Source organism: Thalassospira sp. CH_XMU1448-2, from assembly GCF_037027285.1.
Lineage (GTDB): Bacteria > Pseudomonadota > Alphaproteobacteria > Rhodospirillales > Thalassospiraceae > Thalassospira > Thalassospira profundimaris_C.
In genome coordinates, this window is sequence record NZ_JAYMEA010000005.1 from 217,428 (window position 1) to 235,554 (window position 18,127).

17 protein-coding genes are annotated in these 18,127 nt (G+C 54.9%); 11 read left to right on the top strand and 6 right to left on the bottom strand.

The window, feature by feature from the left end:
* Position 1: 1 nt before the first annotated feature.
* From sucD to WA318_RS17615, 6 genes are all read left to right on the top strand, one after another.
* Entirely contained in the window at positions 2-877 is an 876-nt protein-coding gene (gene sucD, locus WA318_RS17590; protein ID WP_336083220.1) for a succinate--CoA ligase subunit alpha, read from the top strand.
* Positions 878-946: 69 nt separating this feature from the next.
* Positions 947-3,859 (top strand): 2-oxoglutarate dehydrogenase E1 component, encoded by a 2,913-nt coding sequence (locus WA318_RS17595; RefSeq protein WP_114097003.1) that lies wholly within the window; start codon positions 947-949, stop codon positions 3,857-3,859.
* A gap of 104 nt (positions 3,860-3,963) precedes the next feature.
* Positions 3,964-5,232, top strand: coding sequence for a 2-oxoglutarate dehydrogenase complex dihydrolipoyllysine-residue succinyltransferase (odhB, locus tag WA318_RS17600; RefSeq protein ID WP_336083334.1), 1,269 nt, complete (start codon positions 3,964-3,966; stop codon positions 5,230-5,232).
* A 24-nt stretch (positions 5,233-5,256) separates the two neighbouring features.
* Positions 5,257-6,663 (top strand): dihydrolipoyl dehydrogenase, encoded by a 1,407-nt coding sequence (gene lpdA / locus WA318_RS17605; protein WP_336083222.1) that lies wholly within the window; start codon positions 5,257-5,259, stop codon positions 6,661-6,663.
* Positions 6,664-6,867: 204 nt separating this feature from the next.
* Positions 6,868-7,314, top strand: a complete 447-nt coding sequence (locus tag WA318_RS17610; RefSeq protein ID WP_114097001.1) for a methylglyoxal synthase — start codon at positions 6,868-6,870, stop codon at positions 7,312-7,314.
* Positions 7,315-7,374: 60 nt separating this feature from the next.
* The gene (locus tag WA318_RS17615) at positions 7,375-8,301 is read left to right on the top strand and encodes an AEC family transporter (RefSeq protein ID WP_336083225.1); all 927 of its coding nucleotides are present in this window, start codon (positions 7,375-7,377) and stop codon (positions 8,299-8,301) included.
* On the opposite strand, the gene WA318_RS17620 is transcribed toward WA318_RS17615, so the two are convergent.
* Entirely contained in the window at positions 8,248-9,051 is an 804-nt protein-coding gene (locus tag WA318_RS17620) for an RluA family pseudouridine synthase (protein ID WP_114096999.1), read from the bottom strand. The two genes, WA318_RS17615 and WA318_RS17620, sit on opposite strands and share 54 nt — an antisense overlap.
* Before the next feature lie 136 nt (positions 9,052-9,187).
* Between WA318_RS17620 and WA318_RS17625 the strand changes: the two genes are divergently transcribed.
* The 3 genes from WA318_RS17625 to WA318_RS17635 are packed head-to-tail and all read left to right on the top strand — an operon-like array spanning position 9,188 to position 11,231.
* Entirely contained in the window at positions 9,188-10,024 is an 837-nt protein-coding gene (locus WA318_RS17625) for a DUF6134 family protein (protein ID WP_336083230.1), read from the top strand.
* Positions 10,021-10,788, top strand: coding sequence for an SDR family NAD(P)-dependent oxidoreductase (locus WA318_RS17630; RefSeq protein ID WP_336083232.1), 768 nt, complete (start codon positions 10,021-10,023; stop codon positions 10,786-10,788). Before WA318_RS17625 ends, WA318_RS17630 begins: the two co-directional genes overlap by 4 nt.
* Positions 10,785-11,231 carry a nuclear transport factor 2 family protein gene (locus tag WA318_RS17635; protein WP_336083234.1) on the top strand — a complete coding sequence of 149 codons (447 nt, stop codon included), beginning with the start codon at positions 10,785-10,787 and terminating at the stop codon, positions 11,229-11,231. Before WA318_RS17630 ends, WA318_RS17635 begins: the two co-directional genes overlap by 4 nt.
* Here the strand turns inward: WA318_RS17635 and WA318_RS17640 are convergent.
* The 5 genes from WA318_RS17640 to WA318_RS17660 all read right to left on the bottom strand — a co-directional run bounded on the left by WA318_RS17640 (position 11,194) and on the right by WA318_RS17660 (position 16,553).
* A complete protein-coding gene (locus WA318_RS17640) occupies positions 11,194-11,685 on the bottom strand; it encodes a DUF3833 domain-containing protein (RefSeq protein ID WP_258548616.1) in 492 nt (163 codons plus the stop codon). The two genes, WA318_RS17635 and WA318_RS17640, sit on opposite strands and share 38 nt — an antisense overlap.
* An 87-nt stretch (positions 11,686-11,772) precedes the next feature.
* On the bottom strand, positions 11,773-13,107 hold the full coding sequence (locus WA318_RS17645; RefSeq protein WP_336083237.1) for an MFS transporter: 1,335 nt from the start codon (positions 13,105-13,107) through the stop codon (positions 11,773-11,775).
* Positions 13,094-14,329, bottom strand: coding sequence for a cyclopropane-fatty-acyl-phospholipid synthase family protein (locus WA318_RS17650; RefSeq protein WP_336083239.1), 1,236 nt, complete (start codon positions 14,327-14,329; stop codon positions 13,094-13,096). The genes WA318_RS17645 and WA318_RS17650 overlap by 14 nt, the downstream gene beginning before the upstream one ends.
* Positions 14,330-14,376: 47 nt before the next feature.
* On the bottom strand, positions 14,377-15,213 hold the full coding sequence (locus WA318_RS17655) for a DUF1365 domain-containing protein (protein ID WP_336083241.1): 837 nt from the start codon (positions 15,211-15,213) through the stop codon (positions 14,377-14,379).
* Positions 15,210-16,553, bottom strand: a complete 1,344-nt coding sequence (locus tag WA318_RS17660) for an NAD(P)/FAD-dependent oxidoreductase (protein WP_336083243.1) — start codon at positions 16,551-16,553, stop codon at positions 15,210-15,212. Before WA318_RS17660 ends, WA318_RS17655 begins: the two co-directional genes overlap by 4 nt.
* Positions 16,554-16,766: 213 nt before the next feature.
* Here WA318_RS17660 and WA318_RS17665 point away from each other — a divergent pair, with 213 nt between their 5' ends.
* Complete coding sequence (locus tag WA318_RS17665; RefSeq protein ID WP_258548614.1) at positions 16,767-17,357, top strand: sigma-70 family RNA polymerase sigma factor; 591 nt, start codon at positions 16,767-16,769, stop codon at positions 17,355-17,357.
* Positions 17,354-18,058 carry a ChrR family anti-sigma-E factor gene (locus WA318_RS17670; RefSeq protein WP_336083246.1) on the top strand — a complete coding sequence of 235 codons (705 nt, stop codon included), beginning with the start codon at positions 17,354-17,356 and terminating at the stop codon, positions 18,056-18,058. Before WA318_RS17665 ends, WA318_RS17670 begins: the two co-directional genes overlap by 4 nt.
* Positions 18,059-18,127 lie beyond the last annotated feature (69 nt).

The following is an 18,127-nucleotide window of genomic DNA, read 5'->3' on the forward strand; positions in this document are numbered from 1 at the left end:
TATGGCTGTTCTCGTTGATAAAAACACCAAAGTTATCTGCCAAGGTTTCACCGGTTCGCAGGGCACCTTCCACAGCGAACAGGCAATTGCCTATGGCACCAAGATGGTTGGTGGCGTAACCCCGGGTAAAGGCGGCACCAAGCACCTTGACCTGCCGGTCTTCAACACCGTTGAAGAAGCTGTTCATGTAACCGGCGCGAATGCTTCGGTTATCTATGTTCCGCCGCCCTTCGCAGCAGATGCAATCCTCGAAGCCATCGACGCCAAAGTCGAACTGGCTGTCTGCATCACCGAAGGTATTCCGGTTGCTGACATGGTTCGCGTCAAGCGCGCGCTCGAAGGTTCTTCGACCCGCCTGATCGGTCCGAACTGCCCGGGTATCATTACCCCGGATGAATGCAAAATCGGCATCATGCCGGGTCACATTCACCGTCGCGGTAAAATCGGTATCGTTTCGCGTTCCGGTACGCTCACCTACGAAGCAGTTGCACAGACCACGGCCGCTGGCCTCGGTCAGTCGACCTGTATCGGTATCGGTGGTGACCCGGTCAACGGCACCAACTTCATCGACTGCCTCGACCTGTTCCTGAAGGATCCGGAAACCGAAGGCATCATCATGATCGGTGAGATCGGTGGTTCGGCTGAAGAAGAAGCATGTGAATTCCTGCAGGCTTCCAAAGTCAAGAAACCGGTTGCCGGCTTCATCGCCGGTGTTACTGCGCCTCCGGGTAAACGCATGGGCCATGCCGGTGCGATCATCTCGGGCGGCAAAGGCACCGCGGATGCGAAAATGGAAGCCATGCGTAGTGCTGGCGTTCTTGTTGCCGATTCCCCGGCAAGCCTCGGCTCGACGATGCTGAAGGCTTTGAAGGGCTAATCTGGGTAGTCAGAGGAAAGGCAAGGGGGGGCGTGGTCCTGTCTTGAGGACCATGCCTTCCGACCACAAATGAAACCTCAAGATCTCGACACGATTCTTAACGAGTCGAACGCAACCTACATCGCTCAAATCTATGCCCGGTATCTGGAGAACCCGTCTGCGGTAGACCAGAGCTGGGCAGAGTTTTTTGACGGGTTGCAGGACGACGCCTCCGAACTTCTCGCAGAAATGCGCGGGCCGAGCTGGCAACCACGGGAAACCAAGGTTGTTGGCGGCATGGAGGGATACGACGTCTCACAGGGACATGCCGAACGCCCGGCCCAGGTGGCCTATGCTCCGGCAGCCCTCGCAGCACCTGCGGCTGGTACGGTAAATTCCGACGCCATTCGCGCTGCGGCCAATGATTCCATTCGCGCACTTATGCTGATCCGTTCGTTCCGTGTGCGCGGCCATCTGGAAGCAAATCTGGATCCGCTGGGCCTTGCCCCGCGTGAACCGCACCCGGAACTTGATCCCAAGACCTATGGCTTCACCGAAGCCGATCTTGATCGTCCGATTTTCATCGCGAACGTTCTGGGTCTTGAAACCGCGACCATCCGCCAGATCGTTTCGCTGGCACGCAAAACCTATTGCGGGTCGATCGGTATCGAATTCATGCACATTCAGGAACCTGAACAGAAGTCATGGATTCAGCAGCGGATCGAAAGCATCGGCAACCAGACGCAGTTTACTGCACGCGGCAAGGAAGCCATCCTTGAGCGCCTGGTCGAAGCCGAAGGCTTTGAAAACTATCTGCATACCAAATATGTCGGCACCAAACGTTTCGGCGTTGACGGTGGCGAAGCCCTGATTCCAGCACTCGAACAGATCCTCAAACGCGGCAGCCAGCTTGGTATCCGCGAGGTTGTCTTCGGGATGCCGCACCGTGGTCGTCTGAACGTTCTTGCCAACGTCATGAGCAAGCCGTTCCGTGCGATCTTCTCGGAATTCATGGGCAACCCGTCCAAGCCGGACGACGTGATGGGCTCGGGTGACGTTAAGTATCACCTTGGCACTTCTGCCGACCGCGAATTTGATGGCAATGTTGTTCACCTTTCGCTGACGGCAAACCCGTCGCATCTGGAAGCTGTGAACACCGTTGTCCTTGGTAAGGTCCGCGCAAAACAGTCCCAGCGCAAAGACGTCAATCGCGAGCAGGTTATGGGTATCCTCCTGCATGGTGATGCGGCCTTTGCCGGTCAGGGTCTTGTTGCAGAAACCTTCGATCTGTCGCACCTCAAAGGCTATCGTACCGGCGGTACGATCCACTTTGTTGTGAACAACCAGATCGGTTTCACGACCAAACCGACCGACTCCCGTTCCTCGCCTTATTGCTCGGACATTGCCAAAGTCGTTCAGGCTCCGATCCTGCACGTCAATGGTGACGATCCCGAAGCAGTGGTTCATGCCGCGCGCATCGCGACCGAATTCCGTCAGGAATTCAAACAGGATGTCGTTATCGACATGTTCTGCTATCGCCGCTTTGGCCACAACGAAAGCGACGAACCGGCCTTCACCCAGCCGATAATGTATGATGTGATTGGTAAGCATCCGACCACCAAAGACATCTATGCACAGCAGCTGATCAAAGAAGGCCTTCTGACCGAAGAACGCGCCAAGGAACTGGACAAGTCGTTCCAGGATTACCTTGACGAAGAGTTCAAGGCGTCAGAAAGCTATCGTCCGAACAAGGCAGACTGGCTTGAAGGTAAATGGTCTGGTCTTGCATCCTCGCATGGCGAAGATGCCGACTGGATCGGTCAGACCGGCGTTGACAATGACCTGTTGCAGGAAGTCGGCCGCGCACTGTCCACCCCGCCAAGTGACTTTGACATCAACCGCAAAATCCTTCGTCAGTTGAAGGCCAAAGCGAAGATGTTCGAAACCGGCGAGGGCCTTGACTGGGCGACCGCCGAGGCATTGGCGTTCGGAACCCTGATGTGCGAAGGCACCCCGGTCCGTCTTTCGGGTCAGGATTGCCAGCGCGGTACCTTCTCGCAGCGTCATGCCAAGCTGGTCGACCAGACCTCCGAGGCAAAATACACCCCGCTCAACAACATCCGTACCGGTCAGGCCGAGCTTGAAGTTCTCAACTCGCCGCTGTCCGAAGCCGGTGTTCTGGGCTTTGAATACGGGATCACCCTTGCAGAACCGCATTCGCTGGTTCTCTGGGAAGCCCAGTTCGGTGATTTTGCCAACGGTGCACAGGTCATCATTGACCAGTTCATCAGCTCGGGCGAGGCCAAATGGCTGCGTATGTCGGGTCTGGTGATGCTTCTGCCGCATGGTTACGAAGGCCAGGGTCCGGAACACAGTTCCGCCCGTCTGGAACGTTACCTGCAGCTTTGTGGTGAAAACAACATGCAGGTGGCGAACTGTACGACACCGGCAAACTATTACCACATCCTGCGCCGTCAGATCCGTCGCTCGTTCCGCAAGCCGCTGATTCTGATGACACCGAAGTCGCTTCTGCGTCACAAACAGGCTGTATCGAACCTGTCCGAATTTGCGGCAGGCACGACCTTCAAGCCCGTGATCGAGGAAACCGGCAAGCTGGTGGAAAACAAAAAGGTCAAACGCGTCGTTCTGTCGTCGGGCAAGGTCTATTACGATCTTCTCGCCGAACGCGAAAACCGTGGCATCGAAGATGTTGCGCTTGTGCGTGTCGAACAGCTTTATCCGTGGCCGGAAAAAGAACTGGCAACGGAACTGGCCAAATACCCGAATGCTGATGTCGTCTGGTGTCAGGAAGAGTCCGAGAACATGGGTTCCTGGTTCTTCGTCGATCGTCGTATCGAAGCCACCCTGTCGAACATCTCGCACAAGGCGGGTCGTCCGGTTTATGTCGGTCGCGCAGCATCTGCTTCGCCGGCAACGGGTCTTCTGAAGGCCCACCTGCGTGAGCAGGCTGAACTGGTCGATGCGGCACTAAGCGTCAAATAACTTTACCGGACGGGCGAGAGATCGCCCGTCCGATACGTTCATTAGAATTCATTCGCATCATGGCAGACCCACACTGCCTGATTGAAAAAACGGTCGAGGAAAAAATGGCGACTGAAGTTAAAGTTCCCGCGCTGGGCGAGTCTGTATCTGAAGCCACGGTGGCAAAATGGTACAAAAAAGTCGGTGATGCTGTTGCTGCCGATGAACCGATTGTCGAACTTGAAACCGACAAAGTAACCGTTGAAGTCAACGCACCGGTTGCCGGCGCGATTGCTGAACTGGTTGTTGGTGAAGGCGACGAAGTCGAAGTTGGTGCCCTGATCGCCATGATCAACGAAGGTGCAGAAGGTTCTGCTGCTGCCGCTCCGGCAGAAGAAAAAGCAGAAGCCGCACCGGCCAAGGAAGAAAAGGCAGCCCCGGCTGCTGCGCCGGCACCTGCTGCTGCCCCGGCTGCGGCAACTGCTGCCAATACCGATCATCCGCTGCCGCCGGCAGTTCGCAAACTGGTCGAAGACAACAATCTGAACCCGGCAGCCATCCCGGCAACCGGCAAAGATGGCCGTCTGACCAAGGGCGACGTCATGAACTATCTTGCTGGTGGCGCACCGGCACCGCGTGCAACTGCACCGGTCGCAAGCGCACCGGCAGCTCCGAAGCCGGAACGCGAACTGCGTGACGGTGAAGAGCGCGTCAAAATGTCCAAGCTGCGCCAGACCATTGCGCGCCGCCTGAAAGAAGCCCAGAACACTGCGGCCATGCTGACCACTTACAACGAAGTGGACATGACCAACCTTCTGGCTTGCCGTAATCAGTACAAAGACGGTTTCGAGAAGAAACACGGCGTGAAGCTTGGCTTCATGTCCTTCTTCATCAAGGCCTGCACCACGGCCCTGAAAGAATGGCCGGCTGTTAACGCCGAAATCGACGGCAACAGCTTCATCTACAAAAACTACTGCGACATCGGCGTTGCCGTTGGCACCCCGCAGGGTCTTGTTGTTCCGGTCATCCGTTCGGCAGAAGAAAAAACCTTTGCCGATCTGGAAAGCACCATTGTCGATTTCGGCAAGCGTGCCCGTGACGGCAAACTCGGCATGGACGAAATGACCGGCGGTTCCTTCACCATCTCCAACGGTGGTGTGTTTGGTTCCCTGCTGTCATCGCCGATCCTGAACGCTCCGCAGTCCGGTATCCTCGGCATGCATAAAACCCAGATGCGCCCGGTCGCAATCGACGGCAAAGTCGAAATCCGTCCGATGATGTATCTGGCACTGTCCTATGACCACCGTATCATTGACGGCCGTGAAGCCGTTTCCTTCCTGGTACGCGTCAAGGAATGCATCGAGAACCCGGAACGCATCCTGCTCGACATCTGATCAGACAAAAGGATCAAAGAACTCATGAGTGAGAACTACGACGTTGTCGTGATCGGTGGCGGTCCTGGCGGTTATGTTTGCGCCATCCGCGCCGCACAGCTTGGTCTTAAAGTTGCCTGCGTTGAAAAACGTGGTGCACTTGGCGGTACCTGCCTGAATGTCGGTTGCATTCCGTCCAAGGCCCTGCTGCATTCCTCGCACCTGTTCGAAGAAGCTTCGGAACATTTCGATACCCACGGCATCGAAGTTTCCAAGCCGAAGGTCAATCTTGAAAAGATGATGGCCCGTAAGGACAAGGTCGTTGACAGCAATGTCAAAGGCATCGAATTCCTGTTCAAAAAGAACAAGGTTACCTATGTCAAAGGCGCCGGCGAGATTACCTCGCCGACCTCGGTCAAGGTTGCCCTTCTTGATGGCGGCGAAGAAACCCTGAATGCCAAGAACATCGTCATTGCGACGGGTTCGGAAGTCACCCCGCTGCCGGGTGTTGAAATTGACGAGAAAAACATCGTCTCTTCGACCGGCGCGCTGACCCTTCCGAAAGTGCCGAAGAAGATGGTTGTCATTGGTGCTGGCGTCATCGGTCTGGAACTTGGTTCCGTCTGGCGTCGTCTGGGTGCCGAAGTCACCGTTGTTGAATTCCTTGACCGCATTCTGCCGGGCATGGATGGCGAGCTGGTCAAACAGACCCAGCGCATCTTTGCCAAGCAGGGCCTGGACTTCAAACTCGGTCACAAGGTTACCTCTGCCAAAACCACCAAGTCCGGTGTGACCCTGACTGTTGAACCGTCCAAGGGCGGCGAAGCAGAGGAACTCAAGGCCGACGTGGTTCTGGTTGCCATCGGTCGTCGTCCCTACACCACCGGCCTTGGCCTGGATAAAGTTGGCGTTGAACTCGACGAACGCGGTCGTGTCAAAACCGACGAATACTTCCAGACCAATATCGGCGGCATCTTTGCAATCGGCGATACCATCGTCGGTCCGATGCTGGCCCACAAGGCTGAAGAAGACGGCGTTGCCCTTGCAGAAATGATTGCCGGTGAAGAAGGCCATGTCGATTACGGCAAGGTCCCGGGTGTTGTTTACACCTGGCCGGAAGTTGCTTCTGTTGGCAAAACCGAAGAACAGCTTAAGGAAGAAGGCGTCGAGTACGCTGTCGGTAAATTCCCCTTCACCGCCAATGGCCGTGCGAAGGCAATGGAAAGCACCGATGGTTTCGTCAAGCTGCTTGAAGACCAGAAAACGCACCGTGTCGTCGGCGCGCATATTGTCGGTCCGGCTGCTGGCGATCTGATTGCCGAAGTGGTTCTGGCGATGGAATACGGCGCATCTGCCGAGGACATCGCACGCACCTGCCACGCCCATCCGGCCCTTGGCGAAACCGTCAAGGAAGCCGCACTGGATGCCGGCAAGCGCGCGATCCACATGTAATTGATCAGTTTTCTGATCTGCAAACGGCCGTCCCATTCACTTGGGGCGGCCGTTTTGTTTTGGGGCATCGCCAAGCCGCACAATATGGGCCAAGTCCCATTCCGGCAGGGCAGCTTTGCACATTTGTCCGATGATTGGCGCGTGACGCCAGACGGCATTGCGGATTAGTATGATAAATCAATGCCAAAGGCCGGGAGACCACAAATGACCTTATCCATCGGCGTCGTTGCCCATGATCGTCGCAAACGCGAAATGGCCGACTGGCTGGCCAAGCATCAGGCGAGCTTTGCCAATACCCGTATCTTTGCCACCGGCACCACCGGGCGCGTGTTGCAGGAACGGTTTCCGGACTTTGATATTCATCCGCTTAAAAGCGGGCCGTTTGGCGGTGATCAGCAATTGGGATCGATGATTGCCCATGGGCAGTTGCAGGCCATGTTCTTCTTTACCGATCCGATGACCCCACACCCCCATGATGTGGATGTGCGTGCCCTGATTCGTCTGGCAAACCTCTATGAGGTTCCGATTGCGTGCAACCAAAGCACGGCAGACCTTCTGATCAGCAATCCCCGGTTCGAGGAAATCTGCGAGCAATATCGCAATCATTCCCCCGAACAGGTCTTTGCCGATTACAACAATCGAAAAGTTTGAGGATTGCCGGGGAATATTCCCCCGATATCTGCCCACCCATTTCAGAGCGCCCCGTCCGTCATGCAACTTGCCTATGAACTGATCGCTGCGATCTTTCCGATTTTTGCTGCCATCCTCGTTGGGGCAGCACTAAAGCGCTATCTGATCAAGGGGTCTGACATCTGGGCGGGGATTGACCGGCTGACCTATTACCTGCTGTTGCCATCCCTTCTGATTGTCGAGATTTACCGGGCAGATTTTTCAAGTGGCAATGCCGGAACGGCTGTGGGTGTCACCCTTGCCGCGACGCTTGGAATGTCGGCAGCTTTGTTGCTGCTGCGCCCGTTGATCACACGTGACACGCCCCTGTTCACATCCATTTTTCAGGGATCGGTTCGCTATAACAGCTATGTCCTGCTTGCGGTTGCCGATGCACTTTACGGGGCCGAGGGACTGGCACTTGCCATTGTCTTTGTTGCAGTCATGGTGATTGCCACCAACATGCTCGGTGTTGTCGTCCTAAGCGCCTTTAGTGGCGGCAAAAGCAGCCTGACCCGGATCATCAACGGGATTGTCAAAAACCCGATCATCATTGCCGCCGGTGCGGGTGCGATCCTGAATGTGAGTAACATTCACGTTCCGCTGCCCATCGAAAATACCGCTGCTCTATTCAAGACCGCGGCCCTGCCGCTAAGCCTGCTTTCGGTTGGGGCGGGACTTCGATTTATCCTGAGCAAAAAGGCCATCTGGGCCATCACATTGGCCACCACCATCAAGCTTGCCATCCTGCCGCTGATTACCGGCATCTGCCTGCATCTGGCGGGCGTTGATGGCATGGTTCTGGCGATGGGGGTGTTTTATGCCGGAATGCCGTGCGCGGGGAATGCCTATATCCTTGCGCGTCAGCTTAATGGCGATCCCGATGCCATGGCATCGATCATCACGCTTGAGACATTACTCTCCGCCTTCAGCGTCGCTATCATCGCCGGTATATTGAGCATCAATTGAGCTCGCATGCGCGGCATAATCCCCGTCATAACCACAGGCCGAAAGCCCGGCCCGCATCAATTCGGGCGGCGGGGCATCAACCACGACCGGATCGCGATCAGCATGGAACGGCACGATGATCTGACGCGATAACAGCATCAGGGTCGGCGGCGCGCCGAAGATCGGCGGTTCATCCCCGCGCCCATAGAACGGATCCCCGACCACCGGATGCCCGATATGATCAAGATGAACACGCAACTGATGGGTCCGTCCGGTATGCGGGACGAGTTCGAGCCATGTAATGTCCTGACCATCGGCATCCTTGCCGCGTCCCAGTACCTTGTATTCGGTCTTTGAGGGCTGTCCGTCTTCGTGGACAACCATTTGCCAGCCGCTTTCATCATTGGTCTTGCCAATCGGCGCATCAATAAAGCCGTGATCGTCCTCCATCGCACCGCGCACAATCGCCCAATAGGTTTTGCCGATTTTCTTTTCGGTAAACAGGCGGGTAATTTTCTTGGACGATTTCGGATGACGGCACAGCAAAAGGCAGCCCGCCGTATCACGGTCAAGACGATGCGCCAAAGTCGGTTCAGACTGAATGCCGAATTTCAGATCCGGCAGATAGGCATCAACATGAAAATAGGTCTTTGGCCCGCCATGCGACGCCAGTCCCGGCGGCTTGTTCAAAACGATGACATTTGAATCGCGATGCAGGACATGCGCGATGAGGTCTTCGGCAATTGGATGGGGCATGGCTTGGCCTTTCATGTAAGCCCCTGCTTTACCCCATCGGACGGCCCCCGGCAATGCCGATGACGTTTGATCCGGCGATCAGCATTCTTCGTAACAAGAACATACAACCCGTTGTTCAACCCGTATCGATGCAACCCGGAATGCCCAAACAATGGACCAGATTCCCAAGCCTGTTCGATCCGCCCTTCTCGCGGCAAGCCTGATTTGTGCTGCGGGCTTTGCCATGCTGCCTGCATCGCAGGCCAGTCCGCTAACGCAAAAAGATGCGGAAAATCCAGCAGCAACGCCATCTGCGGCACGGGAAAATGATCGGTTGCGTAATGTCGCACTTTCAGATGCGTTCGAGCGTCCCGATACCTGTCGCGGGTTTGATCCGGTAAAACGGTATGGTCCTGAACTGCAATTCCAGATCCGCCGCAATGATGCCCCAGTCGGGCGCCATAGTGTGACCTTCAATCAGGGCCGTGACGGACTTCAGGTCATTGCCCAAAGCAATATCGATATCAGTTTCCTTGGCTTTAACGCCTATAGCTTTGCCTATCGATCCGAAAGCATGTGGCAGGGCAATCAATTGACCAGGCTGTCTGTTACCGTTGATGACGATGGCAAGAAAACATCGGTTCGTGCAACCCGAGATCAGGACCACCTGATTGTCGATGGTCCCGACGGGATACAAACAATGCTGGCGGGAATTTTCCCGACCGATCACTGGCATTGCGGGGTTCTGGCCGGGAAGTCGGTGCTCAATACCATCACGGGCAAGGCAAACGCGGTCGATATCACACCATATGGCAGCGAAATGCTGCGCACAACAAACGGGACGATTCAGGCAACGGAGTTTACCTATGACGGTGAGCTTGAAACCAATGCCTGGTACGACCATCAGGGTCGCTGGGTCGGATTGCAATTCAAGGCGCGCGATGGTTCAACCATCACCTATCGCTGCATGAATTGCCAGACCCGGACCGCCCGAAAGGATCAGGGATGACCAAGTCGTTCAAGACCATCTGGATTGTCGGGGCATCAGCAGGGATTGGTGCCGCATTGGCCCGTAAATTCCATGATGAACCGACATCAGACGGCCAAAAAATCATCATTTCGGCACGAAATTCGGACAAATTGCGTGATTTGGCGACCGAAATGCCCGGCATTACCCCCGTTTCGATTGATGTTACCGATCCGAATGCGGTTAAAACCGCCCTTAACACCATCGAACAGCAATTTGGCCTGCCTGATCTGGTTGTTCTGGCGGCCGGGATCTATTCCCCGATGAAGGTTTCGGGGTTCTCCGCAGAAACCATCCGAAGCCATATCGACACCAACTATATGGGGATCGTCAATTGTCTGGAGCCGCTTTTGGCCCGCATGCGGGTGCGCAAGTCGGGTGAAATTGCCGTGGTTGCCTCGGTTGCAGGATATCGCGGATTGCCCAATGCTGCGGCCTATGGCCCGACCAAGGCCGCACTTATCAATCTGTGTGAGACGCTTCATACCGAACTGACCGGTACTGGCGTTTTGCTGCGCGTGATCAATCCGGGATTTGTCAAAACGCGCCTTACAGACAAGAATGATTTCGAGATGCCCTATTTGCTAACACCCGAGCAGGCGGCAAACTTCATGTATCGGGATTTGTGCAAAAGCAATGATTTCGAAATTGCCTTTCCACCGCCCTTTGTCCGACAACTGAAACTGACGCGAATTCTACCCTATGGGCTGTTTTTCAAACTGATGCGCAAACTGGTGAAGGCATGAACGAGATCGCAAACAGGAAACGTCATTTGCTGGCTGCCTATGGCGCCTATTTTGAAAACCTGTCGCCTGATACGGTCGATGAATTGTCGAGCATGGTGACGGAGGATTTTACGTTTTCCGATCCCTTCACCACATTGCACGGGCCAGATAATGTGTGTGCCTATCTGGGCAAAACGTTCCGTGAAACCCAACACCCGAATTTTGTGGTTACCCATGAAGCACTTGACGGTGATCTGGGGTTCCTGCGCTGGCAATTTAGCGCAAAAATCCCGGTCATCGGTTTGTGGGAATTCACCGGCATGACCGAAGTCAGCTTTAATCAGGATGGCAGCCTTCTGGAATCCCATATTGATTACTGGGATTCGGGCCAGCATTTTTATGGCAAACTGCCTGTCCTTGGATGGATTATTCGGCGGCTTGCGCGACGTGTTGCGGCTTTCTGAAGAACAAAGTCACTTCGCCGATCTCCAAACCCCACTTCTTGACCCGCGCACGATTAACCAGAACCCCGTCCGGTTGCAGGAACATCCAGTCATTGAAACTGACCCGCCAGGTACCATCCCCAACCTTGAGATCCATGTCATATGTCCAGTTCAAGGCATTGCCATACTGGCTTCCGATGGCAGTACCGATAACGTCATCTGCGCGGCCCTCATAGGTGTGATCCGCCAATTTGGTGATCACCCAGACCCGACGATCCGTTTCGCCATCGTCATACAGAAAATCTTCCTGGAGAGTCAGAACACCGTCCGTCACTGTCCCGGTGATATCAACGGTAAACTGACGACGCAATTTGCCAAATCGATCTTCAAATATTCCCCAAGCGCGGCTGCTGCCTTCGAAATAATCGAATACATCGAAGACGGGTTCTTTTTGCGCAAAATCCTGCGGTTTCATTGACCCACATCCGGTTACAAGCAACAACAAACACAACGCGATTGTTTTACGCAGCACGAACTTGCTCCTGACTATCTGGCCCCAAGATCAAACAGTGCGGCGTGACAGGCGCCGACATATTGCAATCTGATGCGATGCCCCCAAAGGAAAGCGCCACATCATCCCGATTGCTCCTGATTTCAGTACGATGGGGATGACCGCATAGATCAAAACAAGCACGACCAATGCGCCGCTTTTTTGCCCCGCGTCATCCGTTAGTCCAAATGCCCCCAGAATTGGCAAGGCAATCCCGGCGGCAAGCGCCATGGCAAGCTTGTTGGTCATGTTCCAAAGGGCAAAAAGCAATGCGGTCCGTCGCGTCCCAAAACGGTAATGATCCCAGTCATCCACATCGGCCTGAATGGCCGGTGGCAGGGCAAGATCAGCCCCCAGTGCCGCACCTGTCACAAGACAGATCACCCCGAACCCGACCGCATCCCCAACCGAAAGGAACGGCACAAAGCCAAAGGCAATGATGGCGATTGCCATCGCAAGGCACCAGACGCGATGCTTTCCAAACCGGGCCGACAGAAAAGCCCAAAGCGGAATGGCGATGATTGCCGCAAGGAAATACAACAGGATCAGAACGTTTTCCGTGCCTTGATCAAGTTGCAGATAATAGCGTACGAAAAGCGGGAAACACACAGCTGGCAACCCGGCAGCAAGACCATTGATCATCCAGGCTGCAAGCAACCGCACAAAAAGCCGATTATCGCGCAAGCTGCGCAATCCGAGACGGATGGCAACTGTTGGCCTTGCAATGGCAATCGATTTTGGACGTTTACGCTGCGCAACAGGATCAGGCACCTGCCAGATCAGAAGCGCGACAAAGACGGCACCCAAAACAAGTGTGACGACCGCAAGCATCCTGATTTCATCAGCGCGATCCGTTGCATGGATCAGAACCGGAATACCACCGGCCAGAACGATACCAATCAACCCCGCCCCTTCACGCAGGGCCGTCAGAGATGTTCGGGTCTTGTAATCGCCAGACAGGTCCGCCCCCCAGGCCAGATAGGGCACCTGAAAAAGGGTCCATCCCAGAAACAGGACACTGGCCCAGACAAAAAGATAAACCGCATCCGGAATGTCGGGTGGCGTGAACAGATACCATAATCCGATACCGGCAAGCACGGCCCCGAAACCGACCCAGATTTTGCGCCTGCCCGTGACATCAGATAACCAGCCGATCAGCGGATCGGTTGCCATATCAATTACCCGCACCAGCAAAAGCACCGCACCCGTGATGGCAAGACCAAGACCGAGATCATCACCATAGTAGCTGGGCAATAATACATAGGCCGGGATGGTCGGCACGGCAGCCGCCATCGCCGGAAGGGCATAAAAGATTGCCGTGTGACGGGAAATATCAGGCTGGGGCATCGTTGGGATGTTCAATAACGAACAGACCCACATCGATCGAGCCGCACTCAAACCCGGTTTCGCAATAGGCGAGATAATATTCCCACATGCGTTTGAAGCGCGGATCAAATCCCTGTTTGGCAATTGCATCCCAGCCATGCTGGAACCGGCGCTGCCATTCGCCCAGCGTACGGGCATAGGATTTGCCGAAGAATTCACTATGCTGCAGCTTGAGCCCCGCTTCACTGACCGCCGCAGCAAGGGCTGTTGGCGATGGCAACATGCCACCGGGGAAGATGTAACGCTGAATGAAATCGGCACCCTTGCGATAGGTTTCAAACCGTTCATCGTCAATGGTGATGATCTGCAATACAGCCCGGCCACCCGGACGCAGACACTTGCGGATCATTTCGAAATAGGTCGGCCAGTGTTCTTCACCGACGGCTTCGAACATCTCGATGGAAACGATCTTGTCAAACTGTCCGTCCTGATGACGGTAATCGCGCAGAACAATGTTGGTGCGATCATTAAGCCCCTGCATCAGGAGACGCCGACGGGCATAGGCATGCTGTTCGCCCGACAATGTCAGGCCGGTCACATTGCAGCGATATTTTCCAGCCGACAGTTCGGCAAATCCGCCCCAGCCGCACCCGACCTCAAGAACCGTTTCGCCCGGCTGCAAGTCGGCCAGATCACAGATACGCTGATATTTTGCGGCCTGTGCGGATTCAAGCGTCATGTCAGAATGGCGATAATATCCCGATGAATAGGTCATGCCGGGATCAAGCCAGCCAGCATAGAAATCGTTACCGAGATCATAGTGATAGGAAATATTGCGTCTTGATCCTTCGAGCGTGTTGGCATTACGCAAATGCCCGATCCGCGCAATCGTGCGTGACAAAAGCCCCCCGGCAAGACGCGCCCGGACGATATTCTCGTTCAGCATCGCAACCCGCATCAGCCGGGTAATGTCAGGGCTGCTCCAGCTGCCATCCATATAGGCCTCGGCAAAGGCGACGTCACCGCCCGTGGCAAGCTTGCGAATGGCTTTCCAGTCATGGATATGGATCGCGGCCTGAAGATCATTTTCGTGGTTACCGACGAAATGAAGATTGTCTCCATCGGGCAGAACAAGGGTCAGCCTGCCGTAATGCAGATGCGACAAAACCCTGCGCAGCATGACTTTCAACAGGCTGCGATTTCCCGTCATGCTGCCCAGCAAGGGCACAAGACGATCGCGCATTGAAACAGACAATTCTGAAGCCGAAGAGTTGCGGTCTGGCATTTTTCTTATCTCTTTCCTGCTTGGGCCGCTGCAGTCCCGGTTTCCAGCACATAGGTTACCGCGTCTTGCGGGGGTGCCGGTCGTTTGTGGAATGTCATCCCCTTGCGCCAAAGATGAAGCGCCTCCCAGTGGATACCCGCGACGACCTTCAGGGTCATAAGCGGGTAGCGAATGAATGCTCCAAACAGTTTACGGTCGGAAAGTGCGTTTCGATCACCGACGAATGCCGCTGTTAGAAATGCGCCCTTGGCATCGGTTTCACGAATGGTCACCGCAACATTTTCACCGGGCACACGGATACGGAAATGATAGTCCGCCACCATGTCGATGAAGGGGGAAACATAAAACCCCTTGGCACAGGACTGGCGCAAAACTCCTTTGTCATCAAGGCCATGCTCCCCAACCGGGATCAGGTAGCTGTGCCGGTCACCAAAGGTGTTCGAGACCTCATAAAGGACTGCACCAATCGTCGCGTCGGCGCGATAACAGAAATAGACCGACAACGGATTGAACACGAAACCAAGCAGCCGCGGATAGCACAGCAACCGGATTTTGTGCGCACAATCACCCAAACCATGACGCCCCAACAATGTTTCCATACGGCGGCGCAAATTTGTATTTGCTCCGTCGGCATGATCGCGATCATGGAAGGAAAACAGATTGAACCGGTTGCGGCTAAACAGCCGAAGCCGGGATGACAAATCATCGATTTCATCAAGATCAAGCAGGAAGGAAAACACCGAATAACGCAGCTTGTGGCGTTTCGGACGCAGCCGATGATGGGTTACAACCCCTTCATACAGGGCCGAAGCCCAGTTTGCGCTGTGCGATGGTTGGCTCATGCGGCCTCGCTCGATTGCGATTTCGCGGAGTTGCGGACATGGATGCGACCGCTTTCATTTTCGACAGTCCAAGGACGGCGAACATTTCCAAGGGCCTCGGCCACTGCCAAGCCCGACTGAAGTCCGTCCTCGTGGAAGCCATATCCGAAATAGCTGCCGCAATACCAAAGATTGTCGACGCCCTGAATTGACCACAGATCCTTTTGGGCCGCCATCGCACCAGCATCAAAGAGCGGATGGTCATACAGGAATGAGCGGATCACGCTGCCGGTTTGGGGATGGCGCGGCGGATTGAGGGTCACAAATAGCGGGGTGCTGTCATCGAGATGCTGCAAACGGTTCATCCAGTAGGTAACGCAGACCTTTTGTTCACCATCCTGTTCTTCGGCCAGATAGTTCCAGCTTGACCAGACCTTCGCGTTTTTCGGCATCAGGCTTTGGTCACTATGCAAGATGGCAAGGTTGCGTTCATATTTAAAGGCCGACAGCAATTCTTTGACCCGCGCATCAGGATTTTCCTGAAGGCCAAGTGCCTGGTCACCGTGACAGGCCAGCACAACGTGATCATAAAGATCGCGCTTGCCATAACGGTCTTCGACATAGGCTCCGCCCGCCGGATTGCGTCCGACCTTTGCAATCGCACGATCAAGCATCACCCCGCCCGATATGCCCGCCGTCATGCGTTTTACATATTCGCGCGATCCGCCAACCACGGTACGCCATTGCGGACGATCCTTGATCTGTAACAGGCCATGGTTCTGACAGAACCGGACAAAGGCAGCCAACGGATAAGCCATCATGGTATCGACCGGCGTCGACCAGATTGCAGCCCCCATCGGCAAAAGATGATCATTGATGAAGGCCCTGGAATAGCGTTTGTCGCGCAAATAATCGCCAAGGCTTATATGTTCGGCGGTTCCGTCTTCGAGTGCGGCGGGCGCCTCGCGGTAGAAGCGCAAGATGTCGCGCACCATCTTCCAGAAGCGCAGACGAAACAGATTGCGTTTCTGTGCAAACAGGGATTTGAGGTCACCCCCACCATATTCAAGCCCGCCTTCATCCATCGACGCGGCAAAGGACATGTCGGTTGGTACGGTTTTGACACCGAGATGGTCAAACAATGCACAAAGGTTCGGGTAACAGCGGGTGTTATAGACAATAAATCCCGTATCGACCGGCGTCTGGCCAGCATCAACCGTGTTGGAATGCCCGCCGGGCCGGTCATCCTTTTCATAAAGCGTCACATTGTGGGACTGGCTCAATAGCCATGCGGCCGATAAACCGGAAATGCCGGAACCGACGACTGCGATGTTGAGTTTCCCCGATGTGACAACGTTCATATGAGCCCGGCCTGCTTGCAGTTATGATTTCAAAGCTACATATGAATACGCATCACAACAACATGCGGATCACTGAATATTATTTACCTGCTGACATTGTAAGTATCTGGCAGAAAACGTACAATTTCTTCTGATCCAAATGAACGCGGCCGCCGTAAGATATGTATGATGAACATGATCTTGGCGCGGCCCCAAAGGGGACCCGAAACCAGAATGAACGGCACCAAGCCCAAACGCCCCGGTCCGGTTGACCCGGTGGAGGCAAAAAAATGTGCCGATTGGATCGTTGCTGTTGCGATGACACGTGACCGCGAGGCGTTTGCGCAATTGTTTGCGCATTTTGCCCCGCGCGTTAAGGCCTATATGTTCCGGTTTGGCGGAAACGCCGAAACCGCCGAAGAACTCGCTCAGGAAGCAATGATGCAGGTGTGGCGCAAGGCGCACCTGTTTGATCCCTCCAAGGCCGCGGCAAGTACATGGATTTTTACGGTTGCCAGGAACCTTCGCATTGACCGGTTCCGGCAACGCAAACATATCGAGGTTGATGATTCCGACCCGACGCTGATTGTTGACGAAGACCCGCTGGCAGACGAAGTCGTCAGCCGCGATCAGGAAGCCGTTCTCGTCAAGGCAGCGATGGAAGAATTGCCAGCCGACCAGAAGGTGGTTGTTGAATTGTCGTTTTTTGAAGATTGCTCACACAGCGAAATTGCCGAGCGTCTGAATATCCCGCTGGGAACCGTGAAATCGCGGTTGCGACTTGCACTTGGCAAGTTACGCGGCGGACTGGAAGGTGTCGCATGAATATCAAACATCATCCAACAGACCAGACCCTGATGGATTATTCCAGCGGCGCATTGTCGCAGGCGATGGAACTTTTGGTGGCAACCCACATGACTGTCTGCCCGCAATGCCGCAGCAAGGTCAACGGGTTTGAAACCATGGGCGGTGCTGTGCTTGAAAATGCCGATAGCATGGAAATGACAGCCCACTCGCTCGATCACGTGATGGCCATGCTTGAACGTGAAGCCACCAACGAGAATATCGTCACGGAAAAGCTGCCATCCTTGCGGCGTATTGCGGTTGGCGAAAGCATTACGGGCAGCGCGATGGCGGCTTTGCCGCGCCCCTTGGCCGAATTGCTTCCGGAAAATGTCACGTCACTCGATGACATTCCCTGGAAAACGCTGGCACCGGGTGTAAAGCATTTTCAACTGAAATCGATTGAAAGCAAGGGCACTGTCCGTCTACTTAAAATCGCGCCGGGAATTTCCATTCCCGATCACGGCCATCATGGTCATGAGATGACGCTTTTGATCAAGGGATCATATATCGACGAGATCGGCCGGTTCCGTGCCGGTGACGTTGCCGATCTTGACGACGATGTCGATCATCAGCCGATTGCCGACACCGCCGAGGAATGCATCTGTCTGATCGCAACCGACGCGCCGATGAAATTCAATCGACTGCTGCCCAAATTGCTGCAGCCCTTCTTCGGGATCTGACTTCCCGCAAATGAGTACCACTGCGTCCCAACGCACCAAGCCCCGCTGACAACTTTGTCGCGGGGCTTG

Bases quoted from the DNA above. Each gene is read 5' to 3' on its own strand.
- WA318_RS17625 (WP_336083230.1), top strand. From the start codon at position 9,188: ATGGACCAGATTCCCAAGCCTGTTCGATCCGCCCTTCTCGCGGCAAGC.
- WA318_RS17670 (WP_336083246.1), top strand. From the start codon at position 17,354: ATGAATATCAAACATCATCCAACAGACCAGACCCTGATGGATTATTCC.
- sucD (WP_336083220.1), top strand. From the start codon at position 2: ATGGCTGTTCTCGTTGATAAAAACACCAAAGTTATCTGCCAAGGTTTC.
- WA318_RS17665 (WP_258548614.1), top strand. From the start codon at position 16,767: ATGAACGGCACCAAGCCCAAACGCCCCGGTCCGGTTGACCCGGTGGAG.
- WA318_RS17660 (WP_336083243.1), bottom strand. From the start codon at position 16,553: ATGAACGTTGTCACATCGGGGAAACTCAACATCGCAGTCGTCGGTTCC.
- WA318_RS17650 (WP_336083239.1), bottom strand. From the start codon at position 14,329: ATGCGCGATCGTCTTGTGCCCTTGCTGGGCAGCATGACGGGAAATCGC.
- lpdA (WP_336083222.1), top strand. From the start codon at position 5,257: ATGAGTGAGAACTACGACGTTGTCGTGATCGGTGGCGGTCCTGGCGGT.
- WA318_RS17615 (WP_336083225.1), top strand. From the start codon at position 7,375: ATGCAACTTGCCTATGAACTGATCGCTGCGATCTTTCCGATTTTTGCT.
- odhB (WP_336083334.1), top strand. From the start codon at position 3,964: ATGGCGACTGAAGTTAAAGTTCCCGCGCTGGGCGAGTCTGTATCTGAA.
- WA318_RS17635 (WP_336083234.1), top strand. From the start codon at position 10,785: ATGAACGAGATCGCAAACAGGAAACGTCATTTGCTGGCTGCCTATGGC.
- WA318_RS17640 (WP_258548616.1), bottom strand. From the start codon at position 11,685: ATGAAACCGCAGGATTTTGCGCAAAAAGAACCCGTCTTCGATGTATTC.
- WA318_RS17595 (WP_114097003.1), top strand. From the start codon at position 947: ATGAAACCTCAAGATCTCGACACGATTCTTAACGAGTCGAACGCAACC.
- WA318_RS17630 (WP_336083232.1), top strand. From the start codon at position 10,021: ATGACCAAGTCGTTCAAGACCATCTGGATTGTCGGGGCATCAGCAGGG.
- WA318_RS17620 (WP_114096999.1), bottom strand. From the start codon at position 9,051: ATGAAAGGCCAAGCCATGCCCCATCCAATTGCCGAAGACCTCATCGCG.
- WA318_RS17610 (WP_114097001.1), top strand. From the start codon at position 6,868: ATGACCTTATCCATCGGCGTCGTTGCCCATGATCGTCGCAAACGCGAA.
- WA318_RS17655 (WP_336083241.1), bottom strand. From the start codon at position 15,213: ATGAGCCAACCATCGCACAGCGCAAACTGGGCTTCGGCCCTGTATGAA.
- WA318_RS17645 (WP_336083237.1), bottom strand. From the start codon at position 13,107: ATGCCCCAGCCTGATATTTCCCGTCACACGGCAATCTTTTATGCCCTT.